This is a genomic window from Kitasatospora sp. NPDC004615, assembly GCF_042873545.1.
Taxonomy (GTDB): domain Bacteria; phylum Actinomycetota; class Actinomycetes; order Streptomycetales; family Streptomycetaceae; genus Kitasatospora.
The window spans coordinates 80,018-105,140 of record NZ_JBIALQ010000010.1 but is presented as its reverse complement, the minus strand read 5'-3'; the positions used below and the strand labels follow the sequence as shown (position 1 = coordinate 105,140).

At 73.0% G+C, this 25,123-nt stretch carries 26 protein-coding genes; 14 read left to right on the top strand and 12 right to left on the bottom strand.

Annotated features, from left to right (window positions below):
* Positions 1-104: 104 nt before the first annotated feature.
* Positions 105-1,361, top strand: a complete 1,257-nt coding sequence (locus ACFYS8_RS30065; RefSeq protein ID WP_387646908.1) for a sensor histidine kinase — start codon at positions 105-107, stop codon at positions 1,359-1,361.
* Positions 1,358-2,044, top strand: coding sequence for a response regulator (locus tag ACFYS8_RS30060; RefSeq protein ID WP_387646907.1), 687 nt, complete (start codon positions 1,358-1,360; stop codon positions 2,042-2,044). Before ACFYS8_RS30065 ends, ACFYS8_RS30060 begins: the two co-directional genes overlap by 4 nt.
* A 35-nt stretch (positions 2,045-2,079) precedes the next feature.
* Here the strand turns inward: ACFYS8_RS30060 and ACFYS8_RS30055 are convergent, their stop codons facing one another.
* Positions 2,080-3,291 carry a GDSL-type esterase/lipase family protein gene (locus tag ACFYS8_RS30055; RefSeq protein ID WP_387646904.1) on the bottom strand — a complete coding sequence of 404 codons (1,212 nt, stop codon included), beginning with the start codon at positions 3,289-3,291 and terminating at the stop codon, positions 2,080-2,082.
* A gap of 203 nt (positions 3,292-3,494) precedes the next feature.
* Here ACFYS8_RS30055 and ACFYS8_RS30050 point away from each other — a divergent pair, with 203 nt between their 5' ends.
* Positions 3,495-4,736, top strand: coding sequence for a benzoate/H(+) symporter BenE family transporter (locus tag ACFYS8_RS30050; RefSeq protein ID WP_387646902.1), 1,242 nt, complete (start codon positions 3,495-3,497; stop codon positions 4,734-4,736).
* A 46-nt stretch (positions 4,737-4,782) separates the two neighbouring features.
* On the opposite strand, the gene ACFYS8_RS30045 is transcribed toward ACFYS8_RS30050, so the two are convergent.
* The 5 genes from ACFYS8_RS30045 to ACFYS8_RS30025 form a co-directional block, all read right to left on the bottom strand.
* Positions 4,783-5,634, bottom strand: coding sequence for an alpha/beta fold hydrolase (locus tag ACFYS8_RS30045; protein ID WP_387646899.1), 852 nt, complete (start codon positions 5,632-5,634; stop codon positions 4,783-4,785).
* 273 nt (positions 5,635-5,907) lie between these two features.
* Entirely contained in the window at positions 5,908-6,984 is a 1,077-nt protein-coding gene (locus ACFYS8_RS30040) for an alpha/beta hydrolase (protein WP_387646897.1), read from the bottom strand.
* A 257-nt stretch (positions 6,985-7,241) separates the two neighbouring features.
* On the bottom strand, positions 7,242-8,213 hold the full coding sequence (locus tag ACFYS8_RS30035; RefSeq protein ID WP_387646894.1) for an alpha/beta hydrolase: 972 nt from the start codon (positions 8,211-8,213) through the stop codon (positions 7,242-7,244).
* Between the two features lie 351 nt (positions 8,214-8,564).
* Positions 8,565-8,891 carry a hypothetical protein gene (locus ACFYS8_RS30030; protein ID WP_387646892.1) on the bottom strand — a complete coding sequence of 109 codons (327 nt, stop codon included), beginning with the start codon at positions 8,889-8,891 and terminating at the stop codon, positions 8,565-8,567.
* Positions 8,892-8,977: 86 nt separating this feature from the next.
* On the bottom strand, positions 8,978-9,562 hold the full coding sequence (locus ACFYS8_RS30025; protein ID WP_387646889.1) for a peroxiredoxin-like family protein: 585 nt from the start codon (positions 9,560-9,562) through the stop codon (positions 8,978-8,980).
* Between the two features lie 66 nt (positions 9,563-9,628).
* On the opposite strand from ACFYS8_RS30025, the gene ACFYS8_RS30020 reads away from it, so the two are divergent.
* Positions 9,629-10,240 (top strand): TetR/AcrR family transcriptional regulator, encoded by a 612-nt coding sequence (locus ACFYS8_RS30020; protein ID WP_387646886.1) that lies wholly within the window; start codon positions 9,629-9,631, stop codon positions 10,238-10,240.
* A 3-nt stretch (positions 10,241-10,243) separates the two neighbouring features.
* Here ACFYS8_RS30020 and ACFYS8_RS30015 read toward each other — a convergent pair whose 3' ends face one another.
* Complete coding sequence (locus ACFYS8_RS30015) at positions 10,244-10,837, bottom strand: restriction endonuclease (protein WP_387646883.1); 594 nt, start codon at positions 10,835-10,837, stop codon at positions 10,244-10,246.
* An 89-nt stretch (positions 10,838-10,926) separates the two neighbouring features.
* Positions 10,927-11,577 (bottom strand): MerR family transcriptional regulator, encoded by a 651-nt coding sequence (locus ACFYS8_RS30010; RefSeq protein ID WP_387646880.1) that lies wholly within the window; start codon positions 11,575-11,577, stop codon positions 10,927-10,929.
* A 92-nt stretch (positions 11,578-11,669) separates the two neighbouring features.
* Here ACFYS8_RS30010 and ACFYS8_RS30005 point away from each other — a divergent pair, with 92 nt between their 5' ends.
* The 3 genes from ACFYS8_RS30005 (at position 11,670) to ACFYS8_RS29995 (ending at position 13,549) form a co-directional block, all read left to right on the top strand.
* Complete coding sequence (locus ACFYS8_RS30005; RefSeq protein WP_387646877.1) at positions 11,670-12,233, top strand: DUF4188 domain-containing protein; 564 nt, start codon at positions 11,670-11,672, stop codon at positions 12,231-12,233.
* Positions 12,234-12,359: 126 nt separating this feature from the next.
* Positions 12,360-12,839 (top strand): hypothetical protein, encoded by a 480-nt coding sequence (locus ACFYS8_RS30000; protein WP_387646875.1) that lies wholly within the window; start codon positions 12,360-12,362, stop codon positions 12,837-12,839.
* A gap of 188 nt (positions 12,840-13,027) precedes the next feature.
* The gene (locus tag ACFYS8_RS29995; protein WP_387646872.1) at positions 13,028-13,549 is read left to right on the top strand and encodes a cysteine/serine endopeptidase inhibitor; all 522 of its coding nucleotides are present in this window, start codon (positions 13,028-13,030) and stop codon (positions 13,547-13,549) included.
* A 70-nt stretch (positions 13,550-13,619) separates the two neighbouring features.
* On the opposite strand, the gene ACFYS8_RS29990 is transcribed toward ACFYS8_RS29995, so the two are convergent.
* Complete coding sequence (locus ACFYS8_RS29990; protein WP_387647201.1) at positions 13,620-14,390, bottom strand: hypothetical protein; 771 nt, start codon at positions 14,388-14,390, stop codon at positions 13,620-13,622.
* A 367-nt stretch (positions 14,391-14,757) separates the two neighbouring features.
* Here ACFYS8_RS29990 and ACFYS8_RS29985 point away from each other — a divergent pair, with 367 nt between their 5' ends.
* The 7 genes from ACFYS8_RS29985 to ACFYS8_RS29955 all read left to right on the top strand — a co-directional run bounded on the left by ACFYS8_RS29985 (position 14,758) and on the right by ACFYS8_RS29955 (position 20,746).
* Positions 14,758-15,525: a PE-PGRS family protein gene (locus tag ACFYS8_RS29985; protein ID WP_387646869.1), complete on the top strand. Its 768-nt coding sequence runs from the start codon at positions 14,758-14,760 to the stop codon at positions 15,523-15,525.
* Between the two features lie 139 nt (positions 15,526-15,664).
* Complete coding sequence (locus ACFYS8_RS29980) at positions 15,665-16,288, top strand: sigma-70 family RNA polymerase sigma factor (protein ID WP_387646868.1); 624 nt, start codon at positions 15,665-15,667, stop codon at positions 16,286-16,288.
* A gap of 224 nt (positions 16,289-16,512) precedes the next feature.
* Positions 16,513-16,749: a heavy-metal-associated domain-containing protein gene (locus tag ACFYS8_RS29975; RefSeq protein ID WP_387646865.1), complete on the top strand. Its 237-nt coding sequence runs from the start codon at positions 16,513-16,515 to the stop codon at positions 16,747-16,749.
* A 528-nt stretch (positions 16,750-17,277) separates the two neighbouring features.
* Positions 17,278-18,345, top strand: coding sequence for an ABC transporter substrate-binding protein (locus ACFYS8_RS29970; RefSeq protein ID WP_387646862.1), 1,068 nt, complete (start codon positions 17,278-17,280; stop codon positions 18,343-18,345).
* The gene (locus ACFYS8_RS29965; RefSeq protein WP_387646860.1) at positions 18,346-19,386 is read left to right on the top strand and encodes a FecCD family ABC transporter permease; all 1,041 of its coding nucleotides are present in this window, start codon (positions 18,346-18,348) and stop codon (positions 19,384-19,386) included.
* Entirely contained in the window at positions 19,383-20,159 is a 777-nt protein-coding gene (locus tag ACFYS8_RS29960) for an ABC transporter ATP-binding protein (protein WP_387646858.1), read from the top strand. Before ACFYS8_RS29965 ends, ACFYS8_RS29960 begins: the two co-directional genes overlap by 4 nt.
* Before the next feature lie 113 nt (positions 20,160-20,272).
* Entirely contained in the window at positions 20,273-20,746 is a 474-nt protein-coding gene (locus ACFYS8_RS29955) for a DUF2231 domain-containing protein (RefSeq protein WP_387646856.1), read from the top strand.
* 7 nt (positions 20,747-20,753) lie between these two features.
* Here ACFYS8_RS29955 and ACFYS8_RS29950 read toward each other — a convergent pair whose 3' ends face one another.
* The 3 genes from ACFYS8_RS29950 to ACFYS8_RS29940 all read right to left on the bottom strand — a co-directional run bounded on the left by ACFYS8_RS29950 (position 20,754) and on the right by ACFYS8_RS29940 (position 24,997).
* Positions 20,754-21,428, bottom strand: coding sequence for a response regulator (locus tag ACFYS8_RS29950; RefSeq protein ID WP_387646854.1), 675 nt, complete (start codon positions 21,426-21,428; stop codon positions 20,754-20,756).
* Positions 21,425-22,666, bottom strand: coding sequence for a sensor histidine kinase (locus tag ACFYS8_RS29945; protein WP_387646851.1), 1,242 nt, complete (start codon positions 22,664-22,666; stop codon positions 21,425-21,427). The genes ACFYS8_RS29950 and ACFYS8_RS29945 overlap by 4 nt, the downstream gene beginning before the upstream one ends.
* 129 nt (positions 22,667-22,795) lie before the next feature.
* Positions 22,796-24,997: an MMPL family transporter gene (locus ACFYS8_RS29940; protein ID WP_387646848.1), complete on the bottom strand. Its 2,202-nt coding sequence runs from the start codon at positions 24,995-24,997 to the stop codon at positions 22,796-22,798.
* Positions 24,998-25,123: the final 126 nt, after the last annotated feature.

Sequence of the window (25,123 nt, the reverse complement as noted above, 5' to 3'; positions counted from 1 at the left end):
GAGCCGCCGCAGGGGCCCATGTCCGGCCCGTCCGGCCGGTGCGAGAATGGGGCATCAGCGCAGATCAGCGACCCGGGGCCGACCGGGCACCGGGGAGTTGGGACATGACGGGGACGGTGGGTCCGGAGACGGCGGGCCCAGCAGCTTCGGGGACGGCGGGCTCAGCAGCTTCGGGGACGGCGGGCGCGCTGTCGCGTCGTCGGTCGGAGGGGCTGCCGTGGAGCCAGACCGATGCGCTGGTGGCCGTCGGCGCGAGCCTGCTGGACGTGCTCGGCTACCTGCTGTTCGCCGCAGCCGTAGGCGGCGTCGGCGTGCCCGGCTTCCTGCTCGCCCTGTGTTCCGGGATGCCGCTGCTGGCGCGCCGCACCCACCCGGTGCCGATGTACGCCGGCGTGCTGCTGCTCCAGGCGGCCACCAACCTGGCCGAGCCGGTCGGCATCCACTTCGGTGCCGTCCTGACAGTGGCGTTGTACACGCTCGCCCGCCACGCCCGGCTCCGGGTGACCGCCGCGGCCGTCGCCGTCACCTCGCTGATGACGGTGCTGACCCAGAGCCACTTCCGGGCGCCCAGTTGGGATGCCCTGGTCTCCGCACCGGCCTCCTGCGTGCTGGTGGCGGGCGCGGCCCTGGTGGTCGCCCGCTGGCAGCGCGAGGTGGCCGCCAACCGCCGGCTGCTGGCCGACCGGGCGGTGGCCGAGGAACGCCGGCGCATCGCCCGGGAGCTGCACGACATCGTGGCCCACCACATCACCACCATGCAGCTGATGGCCGGCGGCGCCCGGGCCAACCTCGCCGACCCCGAGGTGGTCCGGGACGCCCTGATCACGCTGGAGTCCTCCGGCCGGCTCGCGCTGCGCGAGATGCGCCAGCTGCTGGACGTCCTGCGGGCCGGCGACGAACCCGACGCCGCGCCGCCCGCCCCGCAACCCGGCACCGACGACCTCGAACGACTCGTGGACGACTCCCGCCTGGCCGGCCTGCCCACCGAACTGACCGTCCACGGCGCCCCGCGCCCGCTGCCGCCGAGCCTCGGCCTGACCGTCTACCGGATCGTCCAGGAGGCCCTGACCAACACCCGCAAGTACGCCGGCCCGCAGGCCCGCGCGACCGTCCGCCTGACGTACCGCCCGGACGCCGTGGTGGTCCTGGTGCGCGACGACGGTGTGGGTGCCGGCGGGGGAGCGGGTGGCGAGGGCGGCGGCCACGGCCTGATCGGCATGCGTGAGCGCGTCGCCCTGCACGGCGGCAGCCTCAGCTGCGGCCCGCACCCCGGCGGCGGCTTCGCCGTCCTGGCCGAACTGCCCCTGACCGCCGACGAGACCGCCGGGGCCGAACCCCGGCACGGAGAGGTACCCGCATGAACGCCGACGCCCCCGCGATCCGCGTCCTGGTCGCCGACGACCAGCCCCTGGTCCGCCGCGGACTGACGCTGATCCTCTCCCCGAACCCGTCCTTCGAGGTGGTCGGCGAGGCCGAGAACGGCGAACAGGCCGTCGCCCTCGCCCAGCGCCTGCGCCCCGACGTGGTGGTGATGGACCTGCGGATGCCCGTCCTCGACGGCGTCGCCGCCACCGAACAGCTCGCCGGCCTCCTCCCCGAGTGCCGGGTGCTCGCGCTCTCCACCTTCGACCTCGACGAGTACGTGGTCGCCGCGCTGCGGGCCGGCGCCCACGGCTTCCTGCCCAAGGACGTCTCCCCGGAGGACCTCGCGACCGCGATCCGCACCGTCCACGCCGGCGACGCCGTGGTGGCGCCCCGCCTGCTCACCCGCCTGATCGCCACCCACGTCCGGTCCCCGCAGCCCGCCCCGCCGACCGCCGCCACCGCCTCGGTGGCCGACGACATCACGCCGCGCGAACGCGAGGTCTGGCGGCTGATGGCCACCGGGCTGGACAACAACGCGATCGCGGACGCGATGGAGATCAGCCCGTCCACGGTGAAGAACCACATCACCGGCCTGTTCGCCAAGCTCGACGTGCGCGACCGGGCACAGGCCGTCATCGCCGCCTACGAATCCGGGCTGATCACGCCGCAGCGACCCTGAGCGACCTGGACGGGCCGCTGCTTCCCGGTGGTGCGTCAAGTCGCGTGAATGGCAGTGGTGTTGAAGGGCCGATTGGGGCCGAAGGCGTGGCGGGCGAAGTGTTCGCCGATTCGGCGGTGGGCGGCCGCGTCCGGGTGGAGGCCGTCGGGGAGCGGGAGTTCGGCGTACTCGTGTTCGCCGTACAGCCGGCGGCCGTCGAGGTAGTGCAGGTGCGGGTCGTCGAGCGCCCGCAGGCCGACGATCCGGGCCAGTTCCTCGCGGATGACGGTCAGCGTCAGGCGGCCGGCGGCGCGTTCGGCCGGGTCGCCGGTGGCGCGGAAGCGGAGCGTTCCGGCGGTGAAATCCGGCATCAAGGGGCCCGGGGTGTCCTCGTGCAGCGGGCACAGTAGCGGGGAGACCAGCAGCAGCGGGGTGTGCGGGTGCCCTTCGCGGATCGTGTCCAGGAAGCCGTGCACCGCCGGGCCGAACGCGCGCAGGCGCATCGCGTCGCTGTTCACCACGTTGATGCCGACCTTCAGGCTGATCAGGTCGGCCCGCGCGTCCCGGATCGCCCGGGCCGTGAACGGGTCGAGCAGCGCGCTGCCCCCGAACCCCAGGTTGACCAGCTCCACGCCGCCGCGCGCCGCCGCGATCGCCGGCCAAGTCCCGGTCGGGTGGGCCGCGTTGGAGCCGTGGCTGATCGAACTGCCGTGGTGCAGCCAGATCTTGCGCCCACGCTCTGGGAGCGGCTCGACCGGCGCGTCGGTGCGCAGTTCGACCAGCTCGGTGACCTCGGTGTGCGGCAGCCAGATCTCCACGTCCTTCGCCCGCCCCGGCAGGCCCGTGAACCGGGCCGCGCCGATCGGGCCCTCGGTGAGTTCGGCTTCCTGCGTCAGCAGATCCGTGACGGTGCGCAGATTGCCGCCCGCGACCGTGGCCTGAGCGGTCAGCCGCCCGTCGATCAGCAGGTCGTACACCCCGGCGGCGGGCGGCGGGAACCCCCGGTAGGCGCGCCTGGTCGGCAGCGTGTCCAGCTCGATCCGGGTGGCCGCCGTCCGGAACACCACCCGCACCCCCGACGGCTGCGCCTCCGCGACGGCCAACTGCCGGTCCGGCACCTGCCGCCGCGCCCGGCTCGGCAGCCGGTGCGGCAGCATGCCGTGCGGGGTGATCTCGAAGTCGAGGTGGCCGCGCAGGAGTTGGGGGGTGATGGGGGTGGTGATCCAGTCCGGTGCTTCGGTGCTCGGTGCTTCAGCCTTGGGTGCCATAGCCTCTCCCTCGATCGCCTATGCGCATCATGCTGGTTCCTAAGTGACTTAGGCAAATATGGTGGTGATGATGGCGTGGCGTGAAGTGTCTTTGGTGTCGGCGGTGGGCCGGAGCGGCGAGGTGGAACGGGGTGCGGTGCCAGGAGTCGCAGAGCAGCTGACCCGTTGTCGGCCCCTGGCCGGTGGATCGGGATACTGCCGGAATGACAGACGATCTGACGGTCCGACCGGAGAGCGGTGCGGGTGAGGGCGAGCGGCGGCGGAGTCTGCGGCGGGACGTGTCCGGGCCCGCGTTGCTGGCCGGGCTGGTGTGTGTCGCGGTGTCGTTCTCCGGGCCGTTGGTGGTGGTGCTGGCGGCCGCCGCGGCCGGGCGGTTGGATGCCGCGCACACCGCGTCGTGGATCTGGGCGGTGGCGATCGGCAGCGGGATCAGCGGGTTCGCGCTCAGCTGGTGGACCCGGACGCCGGTGGTGACCGCGTGGTCGACTCCCGGGGCGGCGCTGCTGGTGACGAGTCTCGGCCACTACCCGTACCGGGAGGCGGTCGGCGCGTTCCTGGTGAGTGCCGTCGCGGTCACGCTGTTCGGTGTCACCGGCTGGTTCGGACGCCTGATCGCCGCCGTGCCCGAGGGGATCGTGCACGCGATGCTGGCCGGCATCCTGTTCTCGTTCGGCGCCGGGATCTTCGGGGCGGTGCACGGTGCGCCTGTGCTGGTGCTCGGGAGCTTCGTCGCGTTCCTGTTCGCGAAGCGGCTCGCGCCGCGGTACGCCGTGGTGATCGCCCTGGTGGTCGGCGGGGTGCTGGCCGCGCTGACGGTCGGACTGCGGCTGCACCCCGGCTCGGGTGGGCCGACCGTGCCGGTGCTCACCGCCCCCGCGTTCTCCTGGCCCGCGCTGGTCGGCCTGGCGCTGCCGCTCACCATCGTCTCGCTCGCCTCGCAGAACGCGCCGGGGCTGGGCGTGATGCGAGCGTTCGGCTACCGTCCGGACGACCGTCTGCTGATCGGCGTGACCGGCGGGGCGTCCGTCCTGCTGGCGCCGTTCGGCTCGCCCGGCGTCAACCTGGCCGCCATCACCGCCGCGATCTGCTCCGGTCCCGAGGCGCATCCCGACCCGCGGCGCCGCTACGTCGCCGGCATGTCGTCCGGTGCGCTGTACGTGCTCGTCGGGAGCTTCAGTGGCGTGCTGGTCGGCCTGTTCACCGGCCTGCCACGGGAGTTGATCGCCGTGATCGCCGGCGTCGCGCTGCTCGCCTCGCTGCAGAACAGTCTCGCCGCCGCGCTCGCCCCCGAACCCGGCCGCGACGCCGCCGTGGTGACGCTGCTCGCCGCCGCCTCCGGCACGACGCTGTTCGGCATCGGCTCCGCGTTCTGGGGCCTGGTGTTCGGCCTCGCCACGCATGCGGTCACGTCCGGACGGCTGCCGCGGTTGGGCCTGGGTCGCTGACGAGCCCCACTGCCGGCGGCAGTGGGGCTGTCGGTGGGCCGGTGGTTCAGCGGGTGTCGCGGGCCGCGCGGACGATGAGGTCGGTGACCTCGGCCGGGTGGGAGACGGCGACCGCGTGGGAGGCCTTGTCGATGGTGACGGTGTAGGCGTGGGCGCGCTCGGCCATCCACTTCTCGGCCTTCGGCGGGATGTTGTGGTCCTGGCCGACGGTCATGGCGTAGGAGGGGATGTCCTTCCAGGCCGCCTTCGAGGCCTTCTCGTCCAGGGCGAGGGTGGTGACCGGCCGCTGGGAGGCCGCCATGATCGCGGCGGTGGGAGCGGGGACGTCGGCGGCGAACTGCTGGTGGAACAGCTCCTGCTTGATGGTCAGTTCGGTGCCGGTGCTGCCGTCGGGCATGGGGATGGAGGTGGGGCTGACGGCGTCGCCCAGGGTGCTGCCCGGGTACTTGGCGGCCAGGTCGCTTGCGCTCTCGCCGACGTTCGGGATGAACGCGGCGATGTAGACCAGCGCCTTCACGTCGGGGTCGCCGGCGGCGGCCTGGGTGATCACCGAGCCGCCGTAGGAGTGGCCGACCAGGACGATGGGCCCGTGCACGCTGTCCAGGACGCTGCGGATGTAAGCGGCGTCGCTGGTCACGCCGCGCAGCGGGTTGGCCGCGGCGATGACCGGGTAGCCGTCGTTCTTCAGACGCTTGACGACGCCGGACCAGCTGGAGGCGTCGGCGAACGCGCCGTGGACGAGCACGACGGTGGGCTTGGCCTGGCTCGTCACGTCCTTCTGCGGGGCGGCGCTGCTGGTCACCGTGGTGGCGGCCAGCAGGGAGCCGGCCACGGCGGTGGCGGCGGCCACGGTGGTGGCGGCCTTGACGGCTGAACGGGTGCGGGAGGAACGGGACATGACGGTCTCCTTGTAAGCGGTCGCCGGTGACACGGTCCGGCAGGAAGACGCGGGTGTGCCGCGCTACGGACCGTTCTGAGTGGCGACGGCGGTTGAACGGCCGCACCGATGACGGCGGGCGGCCGGTTGAGCCGGACAGGTCGGCCGGAAGGGCTGCGCGGTGCGCGGCGTCCGGCCTTGGGGGGTGCAGGGCATCCCAGGGCGGCCCGGGGGGGAGCCGGGCCGCCCTGGAGCAGGGGCCCCGGGGGGAGCCGGGCCGCCCTGGAGCAGGGGTCAGGACCCGTTGTGCAGGCCCGCGTAGAGGAAGCGGTTGGCCTGGTCGACGGCCGCCTTCGCGGCGTTGGTGTTGGCGAGGGCGTCGAGCATGGCGAAGTCGTGGATGATGCCGTTGTAGCGGACGCTGGTGGTGTCGTTGCCTGCGGCGCGGAGCTTCGCGGCGTACGCCTCGCCCTCGTCGCGCAGCACGTCGGCCTCGTCGGTGATGACCAGGGCCTTGGGCAGGCCGGCGAGCTGGTTGAGGTTCGCGCGCAGCGGGGAGGCGGTGATCTGCTCGCGGTCCTTGGCGTTCGGGGCGTAGGCGTCCCAGAACCACTTCATGGCCTTGCGGGTCAGCCAGGGGCCGTCGGCGAACTCCCGGTAGGAGGGGGTTTCGAAGTTGGCGTCCGTGACGGGGTAGAACAGCACCTGCTCGCGCAGGGCGGGGCCGCCGCGCTGCTTGGCCATGAGCGTGACGGCGGCCGTCATGTTGCCGCCGACGCTGTCGCCGGCGACGGCGATCCGGGAGCCGTCGACGTTGATCTCGTCACCGTGCTCGGCGACCCACTTGGTGGCCGCGTACGACTGCTCGTTGGCGATCGGGTAGCGGGCCTCGGGCGCGGGCGTGTAGTCGACGAAGATGACCGCGGCCTGGGCGCCGTTGGCGATCTGCCGCACCAGCCGGTCGTGGGTGTTCTCGTTGCCGAGGACCCAGCCGCCGCCGTGGAAGTACATGACGGCCGGGAGCTTGCCCGTCACGCCGGCGGGGCGGACGATCCGGATGTTCACCTCACCGGTGGGTCCCACCTTGAGCGTGCGGTGGCTGACCTCGGCCGGCAGCTTGTCGACGGGCCCGCTCTGCGCGCCGTCGAGCGCCTTGCGGGCGTCCTCGTAGGACAGCGTGTAGATCGGCGGGTTCTTCGCCGCCGCGTCGGCGAACGCCTGGGCGTCCTTCTCCAGAACCGGCCCGGACGCCTTGGCGGGCGACTTGGCCGGAGCGGCCGAGGCGTTGGCGGCGATCGTGGCGCCGGCGACGAGGGTGACGGCCGCGACGACGGCGACCTTGCGGTTGATGCGGAAGGGGATGGTGCGCATGGCGAAACTCCTGGTCCGGTGGCGAACAGTGAGCGCCACCGGATCGTCAAGGTGGGGTGAGACCGGATCTACGAGGTGAGACCGGAGGTAACTTGCGGGCGCTGCTTGCGGGTTGAGCGGGCTCGGCGAGTGGGTTGAGCGGGCTCGGCTTGCGGGTTGAGCGGGCTCGGCGAGTGGGTCGAGCGGGCTCAGGCGGTGCCGAAGGCGGTGCTCAGGCGGTGCCGAAGGCGGTGTTCAGGCGGTGCCGAAGGCGGTGTTCAGGCGTTGCCGAAGGCGGTGCGCAGAATGGCGATGGCCTGGCTGATGGCGCCTTCCGCGGCATGGGTCCCGCGCAGGGCGTTGAGCATCACGAAGTCGTGGATGACGGCCTGGTAGCGGACGGCGGTGACGGGGACGCCGGCCTGGCGCAGCTTGTTCGCGTAGGCCTCGCCCTCGTCGCGCAGGACGTCGGCCTCGCCGGTGATGACCAGGGCCGGGGGCAGGCCGGTGAGCTGCTCGACGGTGGCGCGCAGCGGGGAGGCGGTGATCTCGGCGCGCTGCTGCTCGTCGGTCGTGTACTGGTCCCAGAACCACTGCATGGCGTCGCGGCGCAGGAAGTAGCCGGTGGCGAACTGGTGGTACGACGGGGTGTCGAAGGACGCGTCGGTCACCGGGTAGAACAGCACCTGCTGCACCAGGCGGACGTCGCCGCGCTCCTTGGCCATCAGGGTCAGCGCGGCGGACATGTTGCCGCCGACACTGTCGCCGGCCACCGCGAGGCGGGTGGCGTCCAGGCCCTCGCCCGCGCCGTCGGCGACGATCCAGCGGGCGACGGCGTAGTTCTGCTCGATGGCGACCGGGTAGCGGGCCTCGGGGGAGAGGTCGTACTCGGGGAAGACGACGGCCGCGCCCGCGCCGACGGCCAGTTCGCGCACCAGGCGGTCGTGGGTGTGCGCGTTGCCGAACACCCAGCCCGCGCCGTGGATGTAGAGGATCACCGGCAGCGTGCCGGTGGACCCGGCCGGGCGGACGATCCGCGCCCGCACCGAGCCGGTCGGCCCGCCGGGAACGGTGATCCACTCCTCGTCGATCGCCGGCAGCTCGACCTCACCGGACTGAACCTCGTCGACGGCCTTGCGGCCCTCCTCCGGACCCAGGTCGAACAGGTACGGCGGGTTGGCGGTGGCCTCGGCGAAGTCCCGGGCCTGCGGCTCGAGGAACGGGCTGGGGGTGGACTGCGAGTGGGACATGGTGAAGGGCGGCCTCTCGGTGGTCGAAGGGGGGTAAGCCCCAGGTTAGGAACCCGGGTCCGCCCCGCTTGTACGCGCAGCGCACTCGTTCCGGCCGGTCCGCGTACTCGTCGCCGGCACCCGTTGGGGCGTCGACTCGGCGATCACCGAAGGTAGGGAAAGCCCAGGGTCAACAGGGGTAGAGGTGGTGCCAGTGCATGCCGACCTCGATCGCGGTCGCCACCCGTACGCACGGTGCGGCCCGCGCCGCCGCCAGGCAGCTCACGCAGACCGCCCGGGCCCACCCGTTGCGGTTGGCCCGGGACCGGGCTGGTTGGCCCGGGATCGGGCTGGTTGGCCCGGGATCGGGCTTCAGCGGTCGGCGGCCCCTTTGTGCCGCTTCCCGTGCTTGTCGGCGGGTTCGGCCTGGTCGCTCGGCCAGTCGTGCGTGACGGTCGGCGGACGTCCCTCCGCGCGGTAGTTCTCGCGGGGCCGCCGGTGCAGCACGCCGACGGGTTCGGCCTGGTCGCTCGGCCAATCGTGCCCGACGGTCGGCGGACGGCCCTCGGCGCGGTGGTCCTCGCGCTGCTCCTCGGGTGCGTCGGTGCGGGCCTTCGCCCGGCGCTCTTCGCGGAGCGCCTCGCGGTCCTGTTCGGGCGTGGGTACGCCGCCCGCGCCGCCCTGCGGCATCTCGTCCATGGCGCCGGCTCCCTTCCTCGCCGTCGGAGCCGTCCGACGGAGTCACTTCGCGGGTGCCCGGCCGGGCGGAGTCCAATCCTGTGTTCTCAGTTCGGCTGGTGCAGCGGCGCTCCGCGGTGCGTCGCGGCCAGCGCGAGCACCTGGTCGACCGTCCAGTGGTCGGCTGCGTGGGTGCCGTAGTGGGCGGCCAGGACCCGGCCGTCGGGGGCGAGCAGGAAATCGCCGGGCAGCCCGAGCCGGCCGCCGAGCGGACGGGCGGCGGGGAGCCGCTCGCGGCCGCGCAGGACCAGCGGGATGCCGACGAGCACGGCGCGCGCGATGGCGGGCCAGACCCGCGGGTCGAGCAGTGCGCGGGCGCCGCGCCCGACGCCGTACATGCGGTACAGGCGCTGCGAGGGGTCGGCGACCAGGGCGAACGGCAGGCCGTCGGCGTACGGCCGGAGTTCCTCGACGGGGGAGTGGAAGACGGCCGCCTCCCGGATCCCGGCCTCCTGCAACTCCCGGTGGCGGACGGCGAATTGGCGCAGGTGCAGGTTGCAGATCGGGCAGCCGGCGAAGCGGCGGAACTGGAGGTGGGTGACGCCGCCCGCGGGGACGGGCGGGAGGGGCGCGCCGGTGGTGTCGGTGGTGGGGACGGTCGGGGCGGCGGTGCCGATCCGGAGGCGGGACATCTGGGCTCCCTCGTAGGTGTAGACCGTACGCCTAAACTGTAGGCGTATGCCGTACGCTGTCAACCCGTGCCCCGTCCCCGCTCTCTCACCAACGACCAGATCGCCGCCGCCGCGCTCGCCGTGATCGACCGCGACGGCCTGCCCGCGCTCTCCATGCGCACCGTCGCCACCGAACTCGACCGCCGCACCATGGCGCTGTACCGCTACGTCGAGGACCGCGAGGAAGTGGAGTGCCTGGTGGTCGACCTGGCGCTCGGTGCCGTCCTCGACCGCGCCGCCGCCGAGCAGCCGACGCCGCGTGCGCGGGTGCTCGCACTGCTGGAGCTGATGCGCGAGGCGGTCGGCGCCCACCCGGGCGTCCTGCCGCTGGCCATCCGCCATCACCGCACCTGCCGGCCCGCGCTGCGCTGGCGCGAACGCCTGCTGGAGGCCCTCACCGATGCCGGCCTGGACGGCCCCGCCCGCGCGGCGGCCCTGCACGCGCTGGTCGCCTACACGATCGGCGCGCTCGAACTCGAACACCAGGGCGCGGCCCCCGGCCCCACCCCCGACGCCTTTCCGCTGCTCGCCGCCGCCCTCGCCACCCGCGACACCACTCCCGCCGGCCCCGCGTTCACCGCCGGGGCGCGGACCGTCCTGGACGGTCTCGGCCTCGGTCTCGGTCTCGGTCTCGGCTGACGGTTACGCGGCGATGTCCAGGATGTCGTAGAGGTGTTCCCCGGCGCCCCAGCGCTCCAGCGCGGCCCGGTCGACCAGGTGGATACGCTGCTGGTGGGCGAACTTGCGGGCCGGGGCGGTGAATCCGGACAGGCCGACCACGATGGCGATCCTCGCCCGGTGGACGGGCCGGGCGGTGCCGTTGAAGGTCTGGAGCTCGGGGCTGCCGACGGGGCGGCGGTAGCGCTTGCACTGGACGACCACCTTCCGGCCGTCCTCGTCGTGCGCGATCACGTCGGCCCCGAGATCGCCGGCGCCGCCGACCCGCAGCGCGCCGGAGAAGCCGTCCCGGTCGAGCAGCGCCCGGCACATCTCCTCGAAGCCGCGCGGCGAGGAGTTCGCGAAGTCGTCGAGGGTGAAGTCCGCCGTCCAACTCGCGGCCACCGCCGGGTGGTTCGGGACAGCGGGCAGCCAACCGGGCGCGTTGGCCCGGACGTAGAGGGTGGCGGTGACGGCGGCCAGCAGGGCGATTCCGCCGAGGCCGATGCCCAGGTACAGCAGGTGCGCGGCGGCCCACCCCCAGGCCGCCTTCAGCACCACGATGGCGGACGACTCCATACGTCTACCCGCCCCAGCGCAACGACCGCGAAGCGTAGCGCGGCAACGCGGCCATCGGGCACACCCGGTGAACCTTCTCGGTCACAGCACTAGAGGCCGTAGCGGCGGCCGGACTGTTCGGCCTGGGCGAGGCGGCGGAGGTTGAGGAGGACGGGTTCGAACAGGACGGCGGCGGCGACCGCGTACTCGGCCTGCTCCTGGGGGGTGGGGAGGACCTCCATGCGGTCGAGGTCGTAGATGGCGGCCTGTTCCATGTAGCGGGCGTACGGGAGCAGGTCGTCGGCGCTGAGGGGGTAGCCGAGGCGGCCGAGGGTGGCGAGGGCGGCGACCAGGGCCCGGTGGGCGGGGGAGAGGTCTCCCACCTCGCAGGGGGCGGACCAGCCGAGGCGGGTGAACAGGTCGTCAGCGAGCTTGCGGGCGGCGGCAGTTGGCTGGTCCTCGTCGGCCGCGAGGGTCGGCTCGGTGGGGTGGGGCAGCGTACTCAGGGCTGCACCGAGGCGGAGGGTGAGGCCGAGGGAGTCGTCGTCGACGTGCGCGAGCACCTCCCGGACGGTGGCGACCGGGATGCGGCCGACCTGGATCATCGCCCGCACCAGGCGGAGCCGTCGCAGGTGCGATTCGTCGTATTCGGCCTGGGTGGTGTTGATCAGGCGGCCGGGCGGGAGCAGGCCCTCGCGCAGGTAGTACTTGATGGTGGCGAGGGAGACACCGCTGCTTTCGCTGAGATCTGCCAGGCGCATCCTCTTGTGGCCTCCGTCGGCGAGTGTCACTATCCAAGGCATTGATGAGTGGGGCTATCCAATCACGGACGGTCCGACGACAGGGGGATGTCATGTTCGCCAAGCCGATACCGGGCCGAACCACCGCCGCCGCCGAAGGGAACGTCGTCCTCTTCCTGATCGGCATGCGGATCAACCACTTCTGGGCGCCGCACCACTGGCTGCCCGTGTTCCTCGCGATGCCGCGGATGCTGCGCGAACTCTCCCGCGACCCGCAGAGCGGACTGCTCGGCTACCAGCTGCTCACCGGCTCGCCGCGCACGTACTACGTGGTCCAGTACTGGGAGTCCGAGGAGAAACTGCTCAAGTACGCCGCCGCGCCTCAGCAGTTGCACCGCAAGGCCTGGGCGATGATCAACCGCTTCGAGCGCAAGTCCCGTCAGCACGTGGGGATTTGGCACGAGACGTACATCGTCCCGCCCGGCTCCTACGAGTCGATCTACGGCGACATGCCGCCGTACGGCCTCGGCGCCGCCACCGGCACCCTGCCGATCGAGCGCCGTGGCGCCACCGCGCGGGAGCGCTTCGCGCACGGTGCCAAGGGTGCGCACGGTGCCAAGGGTGCGGAGGGCCCGGAGAGTGCGGAGGGTCGGGAGGGTCAGGAGGATGCTTCCTGACCTGGGGGTTGACCGAATGTGACCGGATGGCGGCGGATAGAGTCTGGCCCGGATCGGCGCCCGGTGTGGGCGTCGGTGAGGGCTTGACCTGGTGAGGGTGTGTTGCAGGAGAACGGTGTCGGGGCGATGGATCCCGACCGGGGCGGGAAGCTGGCGGCGCGCTGGTGGAAGTGGGCGCTGTCGGCGCCGGAGGAGAGCTCGCCGGTCGCGGACCGGACCGGCGAGTTCGCCGGCTGGCAGCAGCCGTCGGACGTCTGGTTCCTGGCCGGGACGTACGGCGGCCGGGTGGTCCGGCGGTGCCAAATCCCCGCCGGGAAGCCGATTTTCTTCCCCGTCCTGAACACCACCCGTCCGGCGCTGGGCTTTTCCGCGCGTCCGTGGCGGATGGACGTGTCCCGGGCCGAGGCCGATCTGAACGGAAACCCGCTGCCGGTGCGGGAGTTCGTCTCCAGGCGGTTCATGGTGGGTATTTTCCCGCAGGTCGCGTGGGGCCTGTGGGGTGCGCTGGAGCCGCTGACGCCCGGGCACTACGTGCTGGCGATCAACGGGACGGCCGGGGACTTCGAGGTGGACACCACCTACCACCTGGACGTGGTCGCGTCCTGACGTGATGCGTCCTGGGGTGGCGCGACAAAGTTTACCGAGTTGTGGCCATGACAACATGTCGAAAGTGTGGACCACGAACGGTGGCTTCCGTAGGTTCGGTGCCTTCCGGTGACAGTGCGATCGCCGAACTCCCATTCGGGTTCGGCGAGTTGCCACTGCCACGTCGAGTGCTGCGATGCGGAGGAAGCATGCGTGCCACCCGTAGGAACCTCAGGCTGCTGGCGGGCGCCCCGCTCGCCGCAGCCGCCCTGCTCGCGCTGACTGCCGGCCCCGCCGGCGCCGCGATACCGATCAACAAGCCGATGACCGGCATGGCCACCTACTTCACCGACACCGGCTACGGCGCCTGCGGCACCCAGATCAACGCCGGCACCCAGATGCTGGTCGCCGTCCCCGCCAGCTGGTGGACCACCGCGAACCCGAACAACGATCCGGTCTGCAAGGGCATTTCGGTGAAGGTGACGTACCAGGGCAAGACGCTGACCCTGCCGGTCAAGGACAAGTGCCCGTCCTGCGCCTCCACCCACCTGGACCTGAGCAAGCCGGCGTTCGCCCAGCTCGCCCCGCTCGACCAGGGCGTCATCAACGGGATCACCTGGCAGTTCGTGCAGACCACCCTCACCGGGCAGACCGTCGCGCTGAGCGCCCCGATCAGCGGTTCCGTCGGCGGGCAGGCCGCGCCGCAGGCCGCTCCGCTCACCGGCTTCTAGGCCCCGCTCGGCCGGTGTCCGCGTTCGCGTGCGGGCACCGGCCGGGGCGGTCCGTCAGCGCCGCCGATCGTCAGCGGCGGCGACGGTCGGCGGACGCCAGGGCGAGGACCGCCGCCACGATCACCACGGCCAGCACCAGGCTCACCGGGCCGGTGCCCAGGTCGAGGCCGCCGCGTTCCCGGCTGACGCCGGCCCAGTCGGCGAAGCACGCGCCGAGCGGGCGGGTGAGGACGTACGCCCACCAGAACGCGAGGACCGGCGGCAGCCGCAGCAGTCGGTGGCCCAGCGCGGGCACCGCGATCAGGGCGGCGAACAGCAGGCCGGACGGGAGGTACCCCCAGCCGAGGGTGGCGGCGGTCAGGTCGCCGACGGCGGTGCCCAGGGCGGAGGTCGCCATCACCGCCGTCCAGTAGAAGACCTCCCGGCGGCCGCCGCGCACCGTCTCCACCGCGAGCGTCCCCTCCGTGCGGCGCCACACCCAGAACACGGCGGCCAGCGCCAGCGTGAACGCGGCGGCCGAGACCGCGTACGGCACCCCCAGCGCCACGTGCGCCACGTCGGCGGCCATCGTGCCGAACACGCTGACCATCACCACGGCCGCCCAGTAGACCGCGGGCCGGTACCGGTCGGCCCGCGCCTGGGCGAAGAGCGCCGCCGCGAGCAGCACCGTGGCACCCGCCACCGCCGGAATCGGCCCGAGCGTGCGCGCCAAGTAGTCGGAGGTGGTCTCGCCCATCCCCGTGGTGAGCACCTTCACCACCCAGAAGCCGGCCGTCACCTGCGGCACCTTGCTCCACAGCGGAGCGGGGCGCTGCCCGTTCAGCCGGTCGGTCCCGGTCATCGTCGTCGTGGCGCCCACAGCGGCGGCACTCCTCTCGGTGGCGCGGCCCGGCCGCGCGGGGTCGTTGCGGTGGCCGGGCGGCAACAGGGTGGGCGGCAGGGCCGGCACCGGTGCGGCAACAGGGCCGGTCAGCAGCATGGCCGGGCGAAGCTGAAGGGAAGCTGAAGACCTCGCCGGTCTCCCGTCCGGTGGGTGGCGGGTCTCCCGTCCGGAGGGTGGCGCAGGGCCGTCGCAGACCAGTGGTCGGCGGGGAAGGCGGCCTGGTTCCCGGGGAGTTGGTGTGACGGTCGTCATAGTCGTGCGGGTGGGCGACAGGTGGGGGAGGGCGGGGTCCGGCAGGTGTGAAGGATGTGATGATGAGCCCGTCATGAAGGCTGGGCGAGTGGTACGGGCAGGCCGGGCTGCGGTGTTCGCGGCCGGATGCGTGCTGCTCGCTGCCGTCGCGCACGTGCTGATGTCCGGGCGGCCGGTGGCCGTCTGGGTACTGGCCGCCGCGTTCGGCGGCGTCGCCGGGCTGGGCTGGTTGACCGCCCGGAGGGAGCGCGGCCCGCTGCTGGTCACCGCGCTGACCGTCGGCGTCCAGGCCGCGCTGCACACGGCGTTCTCGTTCGGGCAGGCAACGGCGGCTCCGGCTGCCGCCCCTGCCGCGACGGACGGGCTCGCCGCGCGCTGGGCGCACCTGCTGCTGTGCAACGCCGGGCCGCTGACCGACGAACAGGCCGCCCGGTTGATCGAGGCCGCCGGTCTCGACCCGGGGACGGTGGCGGCGCTCACCGATCCACCCGGGATGGCAGGTGTGCCCGGGATGTCGGACATGCCCGGCATGGCGCACCACGCGATGGCGATGGCCGGGCCGCACGGTGGCGGGGGTGGCGGCATGCTCGCCGCGCACCTGTTGGCCGCGCTGCTGCTCGGTCTGTGGCTGGCCGCCGGCGAGCGCGCCGTGCACGGGCTGGCCCGGACGGTTGCCGCCCGGCTGTTCGCGCCCGTCCTGCTGCTGCTCGGCGCCGTTCGGCCCGCCTGGGTGCCGTTGCGCTCGCGCCGGTCCAGGGCCTCGGGGTGGCGGCCGCGGTCGCGGCTGCTCGTCCACTCCCTTGCCACGCGGGGACCGCCGGTGGTGACCGCCGTCGCCTGACGGCCACGTCACACCCCGGAGCCGCTCCGCCCCACCACCGCACGCCCCTGCTCGGGCACCGGTGCCGTCGGCGCGCGCCCCGGGCCGGCCTCGCGGCCCGATCCGGCCGCTCCCGTCTCCCGAGCAAGGACACCCGGAGATGATTTCCGCTCTTCCCGCGTCACGTTCCGTCACCGGCCGGACGCGTGCCGACGACCAGACCGTGACCGCCTGGGCGCTGGCCGCCCGCAGCGGCGACCCCGCCGCGGTCGAACGGTTCGTCCGCGCCACCCGCCCCGACGTCCGGCGGTTCGTCACCCACCTCAGCGGCGAACCCCAGGCCGCCGACGACCTCACCCAGGACACCTACCTGCGCGCGCTGCGCAGCCTGCCCAGCTTCGAGGGCCGCTCCTCGGCCCGGACCTGGCTGCTCTCCATCGCCCGCCGCACCGTCGTCGACCGGTTCCGGTTCGCCGCCCGCCGGCCGCGACTGCTCGACACCGACGACTGGCAGAGCGCCGCCGAACAGGTCCAGCCCCACCACCTGCCCGGCTTCGACGAGGGCATCGCGCTCGGCGAACTGCTCGACGCGCTGCCTGCCGAACGCCGCGACGCCTTCGTCCTCACCGCGCTGCTCGGCCTGCCCTACGAGGAGGTCGCCGAACTGACCGGCTGCCCGATCGGCACCGTCCGCTCCCGGGTCAACCGGGCCCGCGGAGTGCTGATCCGCAAGCTTGCGGACGCCGAACACGCCGACTCCCTGGCGGTCGGCTGCGCGGCCTGAACGGTTCCCCGCGAACGGGGGGCGCTCCGGCGTCCCCCCGGCGGGGGTGTGAACGGTGTCGCCGGTCCCGCGCAGCTCCGTGCGTCGAGCGGCGTCGGTGGCGGGGTGTGAACGGTTCCCGGGTCCACCCGATGGGGGCATCGGGCCGCGTGTCCCGGTGCTACCGGCGGGCGGAGTGCGCTGTCGTGGATCCGCATTCACCGATCACGTCCATGGGAGTACGCATGTCCGTCACCACCGGCACCACCGGCACCACCGGCACCACCGTCTTCGCCGTCGAGGGAATGAGCTGCGGCCACTGCGAACGGACCGTCACCGCAGGCCTCGTCGCCCTGCCCGGCGTCACCGACGTCGTCGCGGACGCCAAGGCCGGCCGGGTCACTGTCAGCGGCGACGCCGACGAGGGCGAGGTCCGCGCGGCCGTGGATCAGGCCGGATTCACCTTCGCCGGTCGGATCTGACCGGCATCGGCAGAACGGCGGGAACCCGGGCCCGGTCGGGCACGACAGCTGAGGTGTGAACCCAACCCGACCGGCCCCGGGGCCGCCGACGCCGCCACTGGCTTCGCCGCCGGTCTGGCCCCGTCCGCGCGGTCGTCGCCGAATTCCGTTGCTGGGGAAGGGCGGTGGCGGTGGTTGACGACGGACGCCGCAGCGCGGACGGGCTCGTCGCCGCTGATCCGGGCAGCGCCGCCTTGCGTGCCGTCCTGGTCGAGGGTGGGTCCTTGTGATCGCCGAACTCCCGGGCCGGGGACGGGTGGTGGCGGTGGTCGACGGCGGTGTCCGCGACGCGACTGCCCGAGCGCCGCCGGCGGGCCGACCCGTCGTATCCCGTGGCCAACCCGCGCCGCGGCGTGGTCTCGCCGCCCTCGCCCGTTCAGCCCGATGCCCGCCCGACAACCTGGGTGCCTGCCGCCCCATGCCTGGTCGGGGCGACGTCAGGTGAACCCCACGCCCCACCACCCGTACTCGGTTTCAGGAGAGTGCCCCATGCGAACCCGCGTTCTGTACGGCCTGGCCGCCGCAGTGACCCTGCTGGCCTCGGGCTGCGCGAGCAGTGCCGGCGATTCGGGGAGTGCCGGCGTCACGGCCACCCGGGCTGTCGGATTCCCGGTCAAGGTGCTGGACTGCCAGGGGCGGCCGACCGCGTTCGAGGCCGCGCCCGACCGGATTGTCACCAGTAATGCTGCCGCGCTGGAGATTCTGCTCCAACTCGGCGCCGCCGACCGGGTCATAGGCACCGGCTACCCGCCCGGCACCGGCCAACTGCCTGCTGCGATCGCCGAACGTGCCGCGCGGATACCCGTGTTGGGCGAGACGGTGATTGCCAAGGAGAAGCTGCTCGGGTCGGGCGCCGATCTGTACATCGACAGCTTTGCCGCGATGGGTGGGGCGGGTGGCGGCGGGGTGGGTGGGCCGCCGGGTGATCGGGAGTTCGCCGCTGCCGGGATCAAGCACATGTACCTGCTGTCCACTGCCTGCGCGGGTGGTCCGGCAAAGAGTGATCTCGCCGAGGTCGAGCAGGACATCAAGCGGCTCGGCGCCGTCACCGGCACCCTCCCCAGGGCCAACGAGCTGGTCGCCGCCATGGACGGCACGCTCGCCAGGGTCGCCGCCGGGCTCGACCAGCTTCCGGACGAGCGGCGGCCCAGTTACTTCTTCTTTGATTACGACGCCGGGGCGAAGCAGCCAACCGCCGTGTGCCGCAAGCAGATTGCGAACGCGATCATCACCCTGGCAGGGGCGCGCAACGTTTTCGCCGACTGCGACGCCGACTTCAAGGCGGTCGGCTGGGAGGACGTGATCGCCAAGAACCCCGACTGGATCCAGCTCGGCGTCCGTAGTCGGGGCAGCGCGGACGCCGACCGCAAGGCCTTCGACGAGGCCGAGCGGTTCCTGCGCGACAACCCCGCCACCAGGAACCTGAACGCCGTCCAGCAGGGCCACTTCGTGCGGATCGGCTCCGAGGTCACCACCACCGCCGGGGTCCGCAACGCCGACACCGTTCGGCAGATCGCCGCCATTGTTCACCCCGACCTGGTGAAGGGCGGAGAGTAGATGGCTGCCACTCTTGCCGAGATCCGTCGTGCGCCTCGCGTCGTGGCGGCCGGATTGCTGATCGCGTTGCTGCTTGTCTTAGCCGGGGCGGTCTGTCTCGGTAGTGTTGATGTCCCGCTCCGGGAGGTGTACGGGATATTGGGGCACCACTTGACTGAGAGTCAAGAGGTGTTCAGCACAAGGGATTTGATCGTCTGGGAGTTGCGCCTCCCGCGCGCTCTGCTCGCCGCCCTGGTCGGGGCCGGGCTCGGGCTGGTCGGGACGGCGGTGCAGGCGCTGGTGCGCAATCCGCTTGCCGATCCGTATCTGCTCGGGGTCTCGTCCGGTGCCTCGCTCGGGGCGCTCGGGGCGATTGTGCTCGGGGTCGGGGTGGGGGGCGTGTTCGGGGTCTCGGCCGCCGCGTTCGCCGGGGCGCTCGGGTCGTTCGGGCTGGTGTGGATCGTGGCGCGGCGTGGGGGTGGGTTCTCGCCGCTGAGGTTGGTGCTGTGCGGCGTCGCGGTTGGTCAGTTCCTCGGTGGGTTGTGCAGTTACCTGGTGCTGCGGGCGGGCGACGAGCAGCAGACGCGTGGCGTGCTGTTCTGGCTGATGGGCAGCCTCGGTGGCGCGACTTGGGGTCAACTCGCTCTCCCCGCCGGTGCGGTGCTGCTCGGCGGGATCGTTCTCCAGGCCCGCGCGCGGGCGCTGAACGCTCTGGTCCTGGGCGATGAGACCGCCGCCGGGCTCGGCGTCGATCCCGATCGGCTGCGGCGTGAACTCTTCGTGGTCACCAGCCTGTTGACCGGTGTGCTGGTATCCGTCTCCGGCGCCATCGGCTTCGTCGGACTGCTGGTGCCGCACCTGTGCCGACTGCTGGTCGGCGGCGACCACCGGCGGCTGCTGCCGCTGTCCGCACTCACCGGCGCTGTTCTGCTCACCGCCGTCGACACCGTCGCCCGCACCGCGTTGGATGCCCAGGAGTTGCCGATCGGTGTGGTCACCGCGCTGCTCGGCGCGCCCGTTCTGCTGTTCCTGCTCGACCGGCGACTGGGGGACAAGCGGTGAGACTCGCCCTCGATGATCTGTATGTCGCGCTGGCCGGACGGGACGTGGTGGCCGGTGTCCACCTGGTCGCCGAGGCCGGGGAGATCGCCGGGCTGATCGGGCCCAACGGCAGCGGCAAGTCGACGCTGCTGCGGGCCGTTTACCGTCATCTCGCGCCGCGGGCCGGGCGGGTGCTGATCGACGGCCGGGATGTCACCAAGGTGCCCCGCGCCGAGGCTGCCCGTCATCTGGCCGCACTGCCCCAGGAGCGTAGTGAGGCATTCGAGTTGACGATTCGTCAGATGGTGGCGCTGGGGCGGATGCCGCATCAGCGGGCGTTCGCCGCCGACAGTGCCGAGGACCGGGTGCAGACCGCCCGCGCCCTCGACCAGGTCGGGATGGCCGCGCATGCCGAGCGTCGTTTCGCCGATCTCTCCGGCGGTGAGCGTCAACGCGTCCTGCTGGCCCGCGCATTGGCGCAGCAGCCCGACGTGCTGGTGCTGGACGAGCCCACCAACCACCTCGACATCCGTCACCAGGTCGACCTGCTCGCCCTGTTGCGGGCTCAGCGCGCCACCACCCTGGTCGCTCTGCACGACCTGAATGCCGCCGCGTCCGTCTGCGACCGGCTGCATGTGCTGGCCGGCGGCGCGCTGGTGGCCTCGGGGCCGCCGCGGGAGGTGCTGACGCCGGAGTTGCTCGGCGAGGTGTTCGGCGTCCGCGCCGCCGTCACCGCGCATCCGCTGACCGGGGATCCGCTGATCGCGTTCGACCACCGGGCGCCCGCAGTCTGAACGGGGGCGCCGTTCATGGGGAACTGAGAAGTTGGGCTGCCACCATGGTGCGCGCCCGGCGGCCCCCGCTGCCGGGTGGCTGCCGGGCCTGCCGGTCGGAAGGAGTCTCCTCGGTGAGCACGCTCAACGGTCTGCCCGTGCACATACTTCTGGTTCACATCGTGGTGGTGTTCGTGCCGCTGACGGCGCTCGCCCTGATCGTGTGCGCGCTCAGCCCGGCCGTCGCGCGGCGGTGCGGTCTGCTGCTGCCGGTGCTGGCGTTCGTCACGGCGGCGAGCGTTCCGCTGACCACCAACGCGGGGGAGTGGCTGGAGCACAACGTCGAGCGCAACGACCTGGTGCGCAAGCACGCCGAGCTCGGTGACGGCATGCTGCCGTGGGTGGGCGGGCTGTTCCTGCTGGCGGTGCTGGTCTGGTGGTTCACCCGCGCGGCCAGCACCCGCAGCTTCTCCGGCGCGCTGCGGATCGGCGCCACCGTGCTGTGCGTCGTGGTGGCCGTCGGCGCGGTCGTCGACGTCTACCGGATCGGCGACTCCGGCGCGAAGGCCGCCTGGCAGGACGCCCTCACCTCCAGCAGCGGCCACTGAGCACCGGTTATGACGGGCGGCCGGGCGGGACCAGGCCGCACTGGTAGGCGAGTGCGACGAGCTGGGCGCGGTCGCGGGCGTCCAGCTTGGACATCGCGCGGTGCACGTGGGTGCGGACGGTGAGCGGGCTGACGAAGATCCGCTCGGCGATCTCCTCATTGCTCAGGCCGGTCGCGGCCAGCGCCATCACCTCGCGCTCGCGGGCGGTGAGCACGGCCAGCCGGTCGGCCGCGGGCTCGGCGGCCGGGCCCGGCTGAGCGCGGAAGCGGTCGATCATCGCGCGGGTGGCGGCGGGCGAGAGCAGGGCGTCGCCGGCCGCCACCGTGCGGATCGCGCCGAGGAGTTCGGCGGGCGCCGCGCCCTTGCCGAGGAAGCCGTCGGCGCCCGCGCGCAAGGCCTGGGCGATGTACTCGTCGATCTCGAAGGTGGTCAGGATCAGCACCCGGGTGCCGGACAGCTCCTCGCTGCCGCAGATCTCGGCGGTCGCGGCGAGGCCGTCGCCGCCGGGCATCCGGATGTCCATCAGGACCAGGTCGGGTCGGGTGGCGCGGGTGATCTCGACCGCCTCGCGGCCGTTGGAGGCCTCGCCGACCACCTCCATGTCGTCCTCGGCGTCGATCAGCATCCGGAAGGCGCCGCGCAGCAGGGCCTGGTCGTCGGCGAGCAGGACACGGATGGTCATCGGAGGGAGTCCTTGTCGTCGGGCTCGGCGGAGGCGGGGTCGGTGAAAGCAGGCGTGTCCCGGCTGCCGGTGCGCAGCGGGAGTTCGGCGGTGACCAGGAAGCCGCCGTCGGGCCGGTGGTCCGCGCTGAGCCGGCCGCCCACGGCGACGGCCCGCTCGCGCATGCCGATCAGGCCGAAGCCACCGGGGCCGTCCTGGCGAAGCGCCGGCCGTCCGATGGCCCGGCCGTTGGCGACGGACAGCGCGAGCCGGCTGCCGCTGTAGGCGAGGGTGACTTCGGCGTCGGCGCCGCGGGCGTGCTTGGCGACGTTGGTCAGCGACTCCTGGACGATCCGGAAGGCCGTCAGGTCGACGCCGGGGGAGAGCGGGCGCAGCTCGCCGGTGACGGTGAGCCGGACCGGCAGCCCGGCCTGTTCGAAGGCGTTGATCAGGTCCGGCAGGCGGTCGAGGCCGGGGGTGGGTTCGAGCGGGGCGGGCTCCTCGGCGCGGCGCAGCAGGCCGACGGTGGCGCGCAGTTCCTGGAGGGCCGCGCCGGTGGCGTCGGTGAGGTGGCTGAGCACCTCGCGGGCCCGGTCGGGGTGCCGGTCCATCAGGTGGACGGCGATGCCGGCCTGGGCGTTGGCGAGTGCGATGTGGTGGGCGACGACGTCGTGCAGGTCGCGGGCGATCCGGATCCGCTCGTCGGCGACCCGGCGGCGGGCCTCCTCCTCGCGGGTGCGCTCGGCGCGTTCGGCGCGGCGCTCGATCGCGGCGAGGTGGGCGCGGCGGTTGCGGACCGAGTCGCCGAGCGCGCCCGGCAGCAGCGCCCAGGCGAGGACGCCCAGCCGTTCGCCGATCGGGCCGTGCGGGCCGAAGGCCAGTGCCGTCGCGGTGAGCAGCACGGCCGAGAGGACCGAGGCGCGGAACGCGGTGGTGCGGTCGGTACGGACGGCCAGGAAGTAGAGCGCCGCCAGCAGCGGCCAGCCCAGCGCGACGGTGAGCCGCATGCCCGTCGCGGCGAGCGTCACCGTGCACACCAGGGTGACGGCGACCACCGCCTGCGGGTAGCGGCGGTGGAAGAAGACGGCGACGGTGGAGACTGCGGCGAGCACCAGGGTGAGCAGGCCGGGCATCGTGTAGTGCCCGCCGCTCTGGTCCGCGCTGACGCCCTGGGTCACGATCGCCACCAGGGCGACGCCGCCCGCCGCGTCCAGCAGGCGGGGGTGGTCGCGGCGCAGGCGCTGCCACAGGTCGGTCATCACGGGGCCCTGGTTCTCGAAGCGGTGGGTGTGCGGTGGCGGGGCCGCCCGGCGGGGGGCGGCCCCGCACGTCAACGGTAACGTTCCGGGCCCGAACAACCGTCCGGGCCCGGAGCGCGGTGACGCAGGTCAGACGGTCGCGGGCGTGTGGTCCGCGGCCGGCTCGGCGTCGGCGGCCTGGAGCTTGGCGCCCTCGACGTCGACGTCCGGCAGCGCCTTGTCGAGCTTCTTCGGCAGCCACCAGGCGCGGCGGCCGAGCAGCGCCAGGACAGCCGGGACGAGTGCCATCCGGACCACGAAGGCGTCGAAGGCGACGGCCGCGGCCAGACCCAGGCCCATCATCTTGATCATCGGTTCGTTCATGCCGATGAAGCCGGAGAACACCGCGATCATGATCAGCGCGGCGGCGGTGACCACCCGGGCGTTGTGCCGGAAACCGGTGACGATCGCCTCGGACGGGGTCTCGCCGTGCACGTACGCCTCGCGGATCCGGGTGACCAGGAACACCTCGTAGTCCATGGCCAGGCCGAACACCACGCCGACCATGAAGATCGGCATCATGCTCATCACCGGACCGGTCTGGTCCACGCCGATCAGATCGGCCAGCCAGCCCCACTGGAAGATCGCGACCACGGCGCCGAGCGCGGCGGCCACCGAGAGCAGGAAGCCGAGCGCGGCCTTCAGCGGGACCAGCACCGAGCGGAACACCAGCAGCAGCAGGACGATCGCGAGGCCGACCACCACGGCGAGGTACGGCACCAGCGCGTCGGAGAGCTTCTGCGACACGTCGATGTTCATCGCCGTGGAGCCGGTGACCAGCGCGGTCGCGCCGGTGGCGGACTTGAGGCCGGCCGCGTCGTCGCGGATCGCCTGCACCAGATCCTTGGTCTTCGCGTCGGCCGGACCGGTCGCCGGGATCGCGTTGACCAGGGCGGTGTCACCGGCCGGGTTGAAGATCGGCGGGGTGACCGCGACCACGCCGGGCAGGCCGGAGACCATCTTGGAGACCTGCTCGGCAGCGGCCTTCGGGTCGGGTGCGCCCTTGGCGTCCACCACGACGGTCAGCGGGCCGTTGAAGCCGGGGCCGAAGCCCTGGGACAGCAGGTCGTAGGCGCGGCGCTCGGTGGTCGAGGTCGACTTCGCCTCGTCGCCGGGCAGGCCCAGACGCAGGTCCAGCGCCGGGGCGGCGATCACGCCGAGGCCGATCACGCCGCCGATCAGCACCAGCAGCGGACGGCGCAGCACGAACCGGGCCCAGCGGGCGCCGCCGTTGTCACCGGTCGCCCGGCGGGTGGTGTCCCCGGCGGCCTTGCGCTCCTTGCGCGGCAGCACCTTGCGGCCGACGAAGCCGAGCAGCGCGGGCACCAGGGTCAGCGCCACCAGCACGGCGATGACGACCGTTCCGGCGGCGGCCACGCCCATCTTGGACAGGAACGGGATGCCGACCACGGACAGGCCGGCCAGCGCGATCACCACGGTCAGACCGGCGAACACCACGGCCGAACCCGCCGTACCCACGGCCCGCCCGGCCGCCTCGCGCGGGGCGCGGCCCTGGGCGAGCTCCGCGCGGTAGCGGGAGATGATGAACAGTGCGTAGTCGATGCCGACCGCCAGGCCCAGCATCATCGCCAGCGTGCCCGTGGTGGCGGACAGGCCCAGGGCGCTGCCCAGCGCGGTGATCAGCGCCATGCCGAGGCCGACGCCGACCACGGCCGTCAGCAGCGGCAGCCCCGCCGCGACCAGTGAACCGAAGGTGATCACCAGCACGACGGCGGACAGCGCCATGCCGATCGCCTCGCTGCTGCCGCCCGCCTCGCCGTGGCTGGCCAGCGCGGTGCCGCCCATCTCGACCTTCAGCCCCGCGTCCCGGCCGTGCTGCGCGGCCTGCTCCAGGGCGGCGGTGGCCTCCTTGGACAGCTCGCCGGCCTTGGCCGAGTAGGTGACGGTGGCGTACGCGGTGGTGCCGTTCTGGGAGACGGTGTGCGCCTGGAACGGGTCGACCGCGCCGGTGACCTCGGGGGCGTGCGCCAGCTCGCCGACCGTCTTCTGCACGGCCTGCTGGTTCGGCTCCGCGGTGATCTTCTGACCGTCCGGGGCGACGAACACGATCCGGGCCTGGGCACCGTCCGCGTGGCCGCCGGGGAAGCGCTGGTTCATCAGGTCGAAGGCCTTCTGCGCCTCCGTGCCGGGTATCGAGAAGGCGTCGGCGGGCGCGGCGGGCGCCTTGGCCGCGAGCACTCCGCCGACGGCCAGCACGGCGACCCAGAGCAGGGTCACCAGCTTGCGCCGGTCGAAGGCCCATCGGCCCAGGCGGTACAGGAACGTGGCCACGGGGGAGCGGCCTCCTTCGGGTTCGGTGCACGGTTGCGGAACATGCCGCAGGCGGCCCCGCGCACCGGTTCCGGCGCGGTCCGCCCGCAGCGTGTTCCATCCTTCGTCACCGCCCCCACCTGCGTC

Coding starts and splice junctions, on each gene's coding strand:
- ACFYS8_RS30065 (WP_387646908.1), top strand. CDS start 105: ATGACGGGGACGGTGGGTCCGGAGACGGCGGGCCCAGCAGCTTCGGGG.
- ACFYS8_RS30060 (WP_387646907.1), top strand. CDS start 1,358: ATGAACGCCGACGCCCCCGCGATCCGCGTCCTGGTCGCCGACGACCAG.
- ACFYS8_RS30055 (WP_387646904.1), bottom strand. CDS start 3,291: ATGGCACCCAAGGCTGAAGCACCGAGCACCGAAGCACCGGACTGGATC.
- ACFYS8_RS30050 (WP_387646902.1), top strand. CDS start 3,495: ATGACAGACGATCTGACGGTCCGACCGGAGAGCGGTGCGGGTGAGGGC.
- ACFYS8_RS30045 (WP_387646899.1), bottom strand. CDS start 5,634: ATGTCCCGTTCCTCCCGCACCCGTTCAGCCGTCAAGGCCGCCACCACC.
- ACFYS8_RS30040 (WP_387646897.1), bottom strand. CDS start 6,984: ATGCGCACCATCCCCTTCCGCATCAACCGCAAGGTCGCCGTCGTCGCG.
- ACFYS8_RS30035 (WP_387646894.1), bottom strand. CDS start 8,213: ATGTCCCACTCGCAGTCCACCCCCAGCCCGTTCCTCGAGCCGCAGGCC.
- ACFYS8_RS30030 (WP_387646892.1), bottom strand. CDS start 8,891: ATGGACGAGATGCCGCAGGGCGGCGCGGGCGGCGTACCCACGCCCGAA.
- ACFYS8_RS30025 (WP_387646889.1), bottom strand. CDS start 9,562: ATGTCCCGCCTCCGGATCGGCACCGCCGCCCCGACCGTCCCCACCACC.
- ACFYS8_RS30015 (WP_387646883.1), bottom strand. CDS start 10,837: ATGGAGTCGTCCGCCATCGTGGTGCTGAAGGCGGCCTGGGGGTGGGCC.
- ACFYS8_RS30010 (WP_387646880.1), bottom strand. CDS start 11,577: ATGCGCCTGGCAGATCTCAGCGAAAGCAGCGGTGTCTCCCTCGCCACC.
- ACFYS8_RS30005 (WP_387646877.1), top strand. CDS start 11,670: ATGTTCGCCAAGCCGATACCGGGCCGAACCACCGCCGCCGCCGAAGGG.
- ACFYS8_RS30000 (WP_387646875.1), top strand. CDS start 12,360: ATGGATCCCGACCGGGGCGGGAAGCTGGCGGCGCGCTGGTGGAAGTGG.
- ACFYS8_RS29995 (WP_387646872.1), top strand. CDS start 13,028: ATGCGTGCCACCCGTAGGAACCTCAGGCTGCTGGCGGGCGCCCCGCTC.
- ACFYS8_RS29990 (WP_387647201.1), bottom strand. CDS start 14,390: ATGACCGGGACCGACCGGCTGAACGGGCAGCGCCCCGCTCCGCTGTGG.
- ACFYS8_RS29985 (WP_387646869.1), top strand. CDS start 14,758: ATGAAGGCTGGGCGAGTGGTACGGGCAGGCCGGGCTGCGGTGTTCGCG.
- ACFYS8_RS29980 (WP_387646868.1), top strand. CDS start 15,665: ATGATTTCCGCTCTTCCCGCGTCACGTTCCGTCACCGGCCGGACGCGT.
- ACFYS8_RS29975 (WP_387646865.1), top strand. CDS start 16,513: ATGTCCGTCACCACCGGCACCACCGGCACCACCGGCACCACCGTCTTC.
- ACFYS8_RS29970 (WP_387646862.1), top strand. CDS start 17,278: ATGCGAACCCGCGTTCTGTACGGCCTGGCCGCCGCAGTGACCCTGCTG.
- ACFYS8_RS29965 (WP_387646860.1), top strand. CDS start 18,346: ATGGCTGCCACTCTTGCCGAGATCCGTCGTGCGCCTCGCGTCGTGGCG.
- ACFYS8_RS29950 (WP_387646854.1), bottom strand. CDS start 21,428: ATGACCATCCGTGTCCTGCTCGCCGACGACCAGGCCCTGCTGCGCGGC.
- ACFYS8_RS29945 (WP_387646851.1), bottom strand. CDS start 22,666: ATGACCGACCTGTGGCAGCGCCTGCGCCGCGACCACCCCCGCCTGCTG.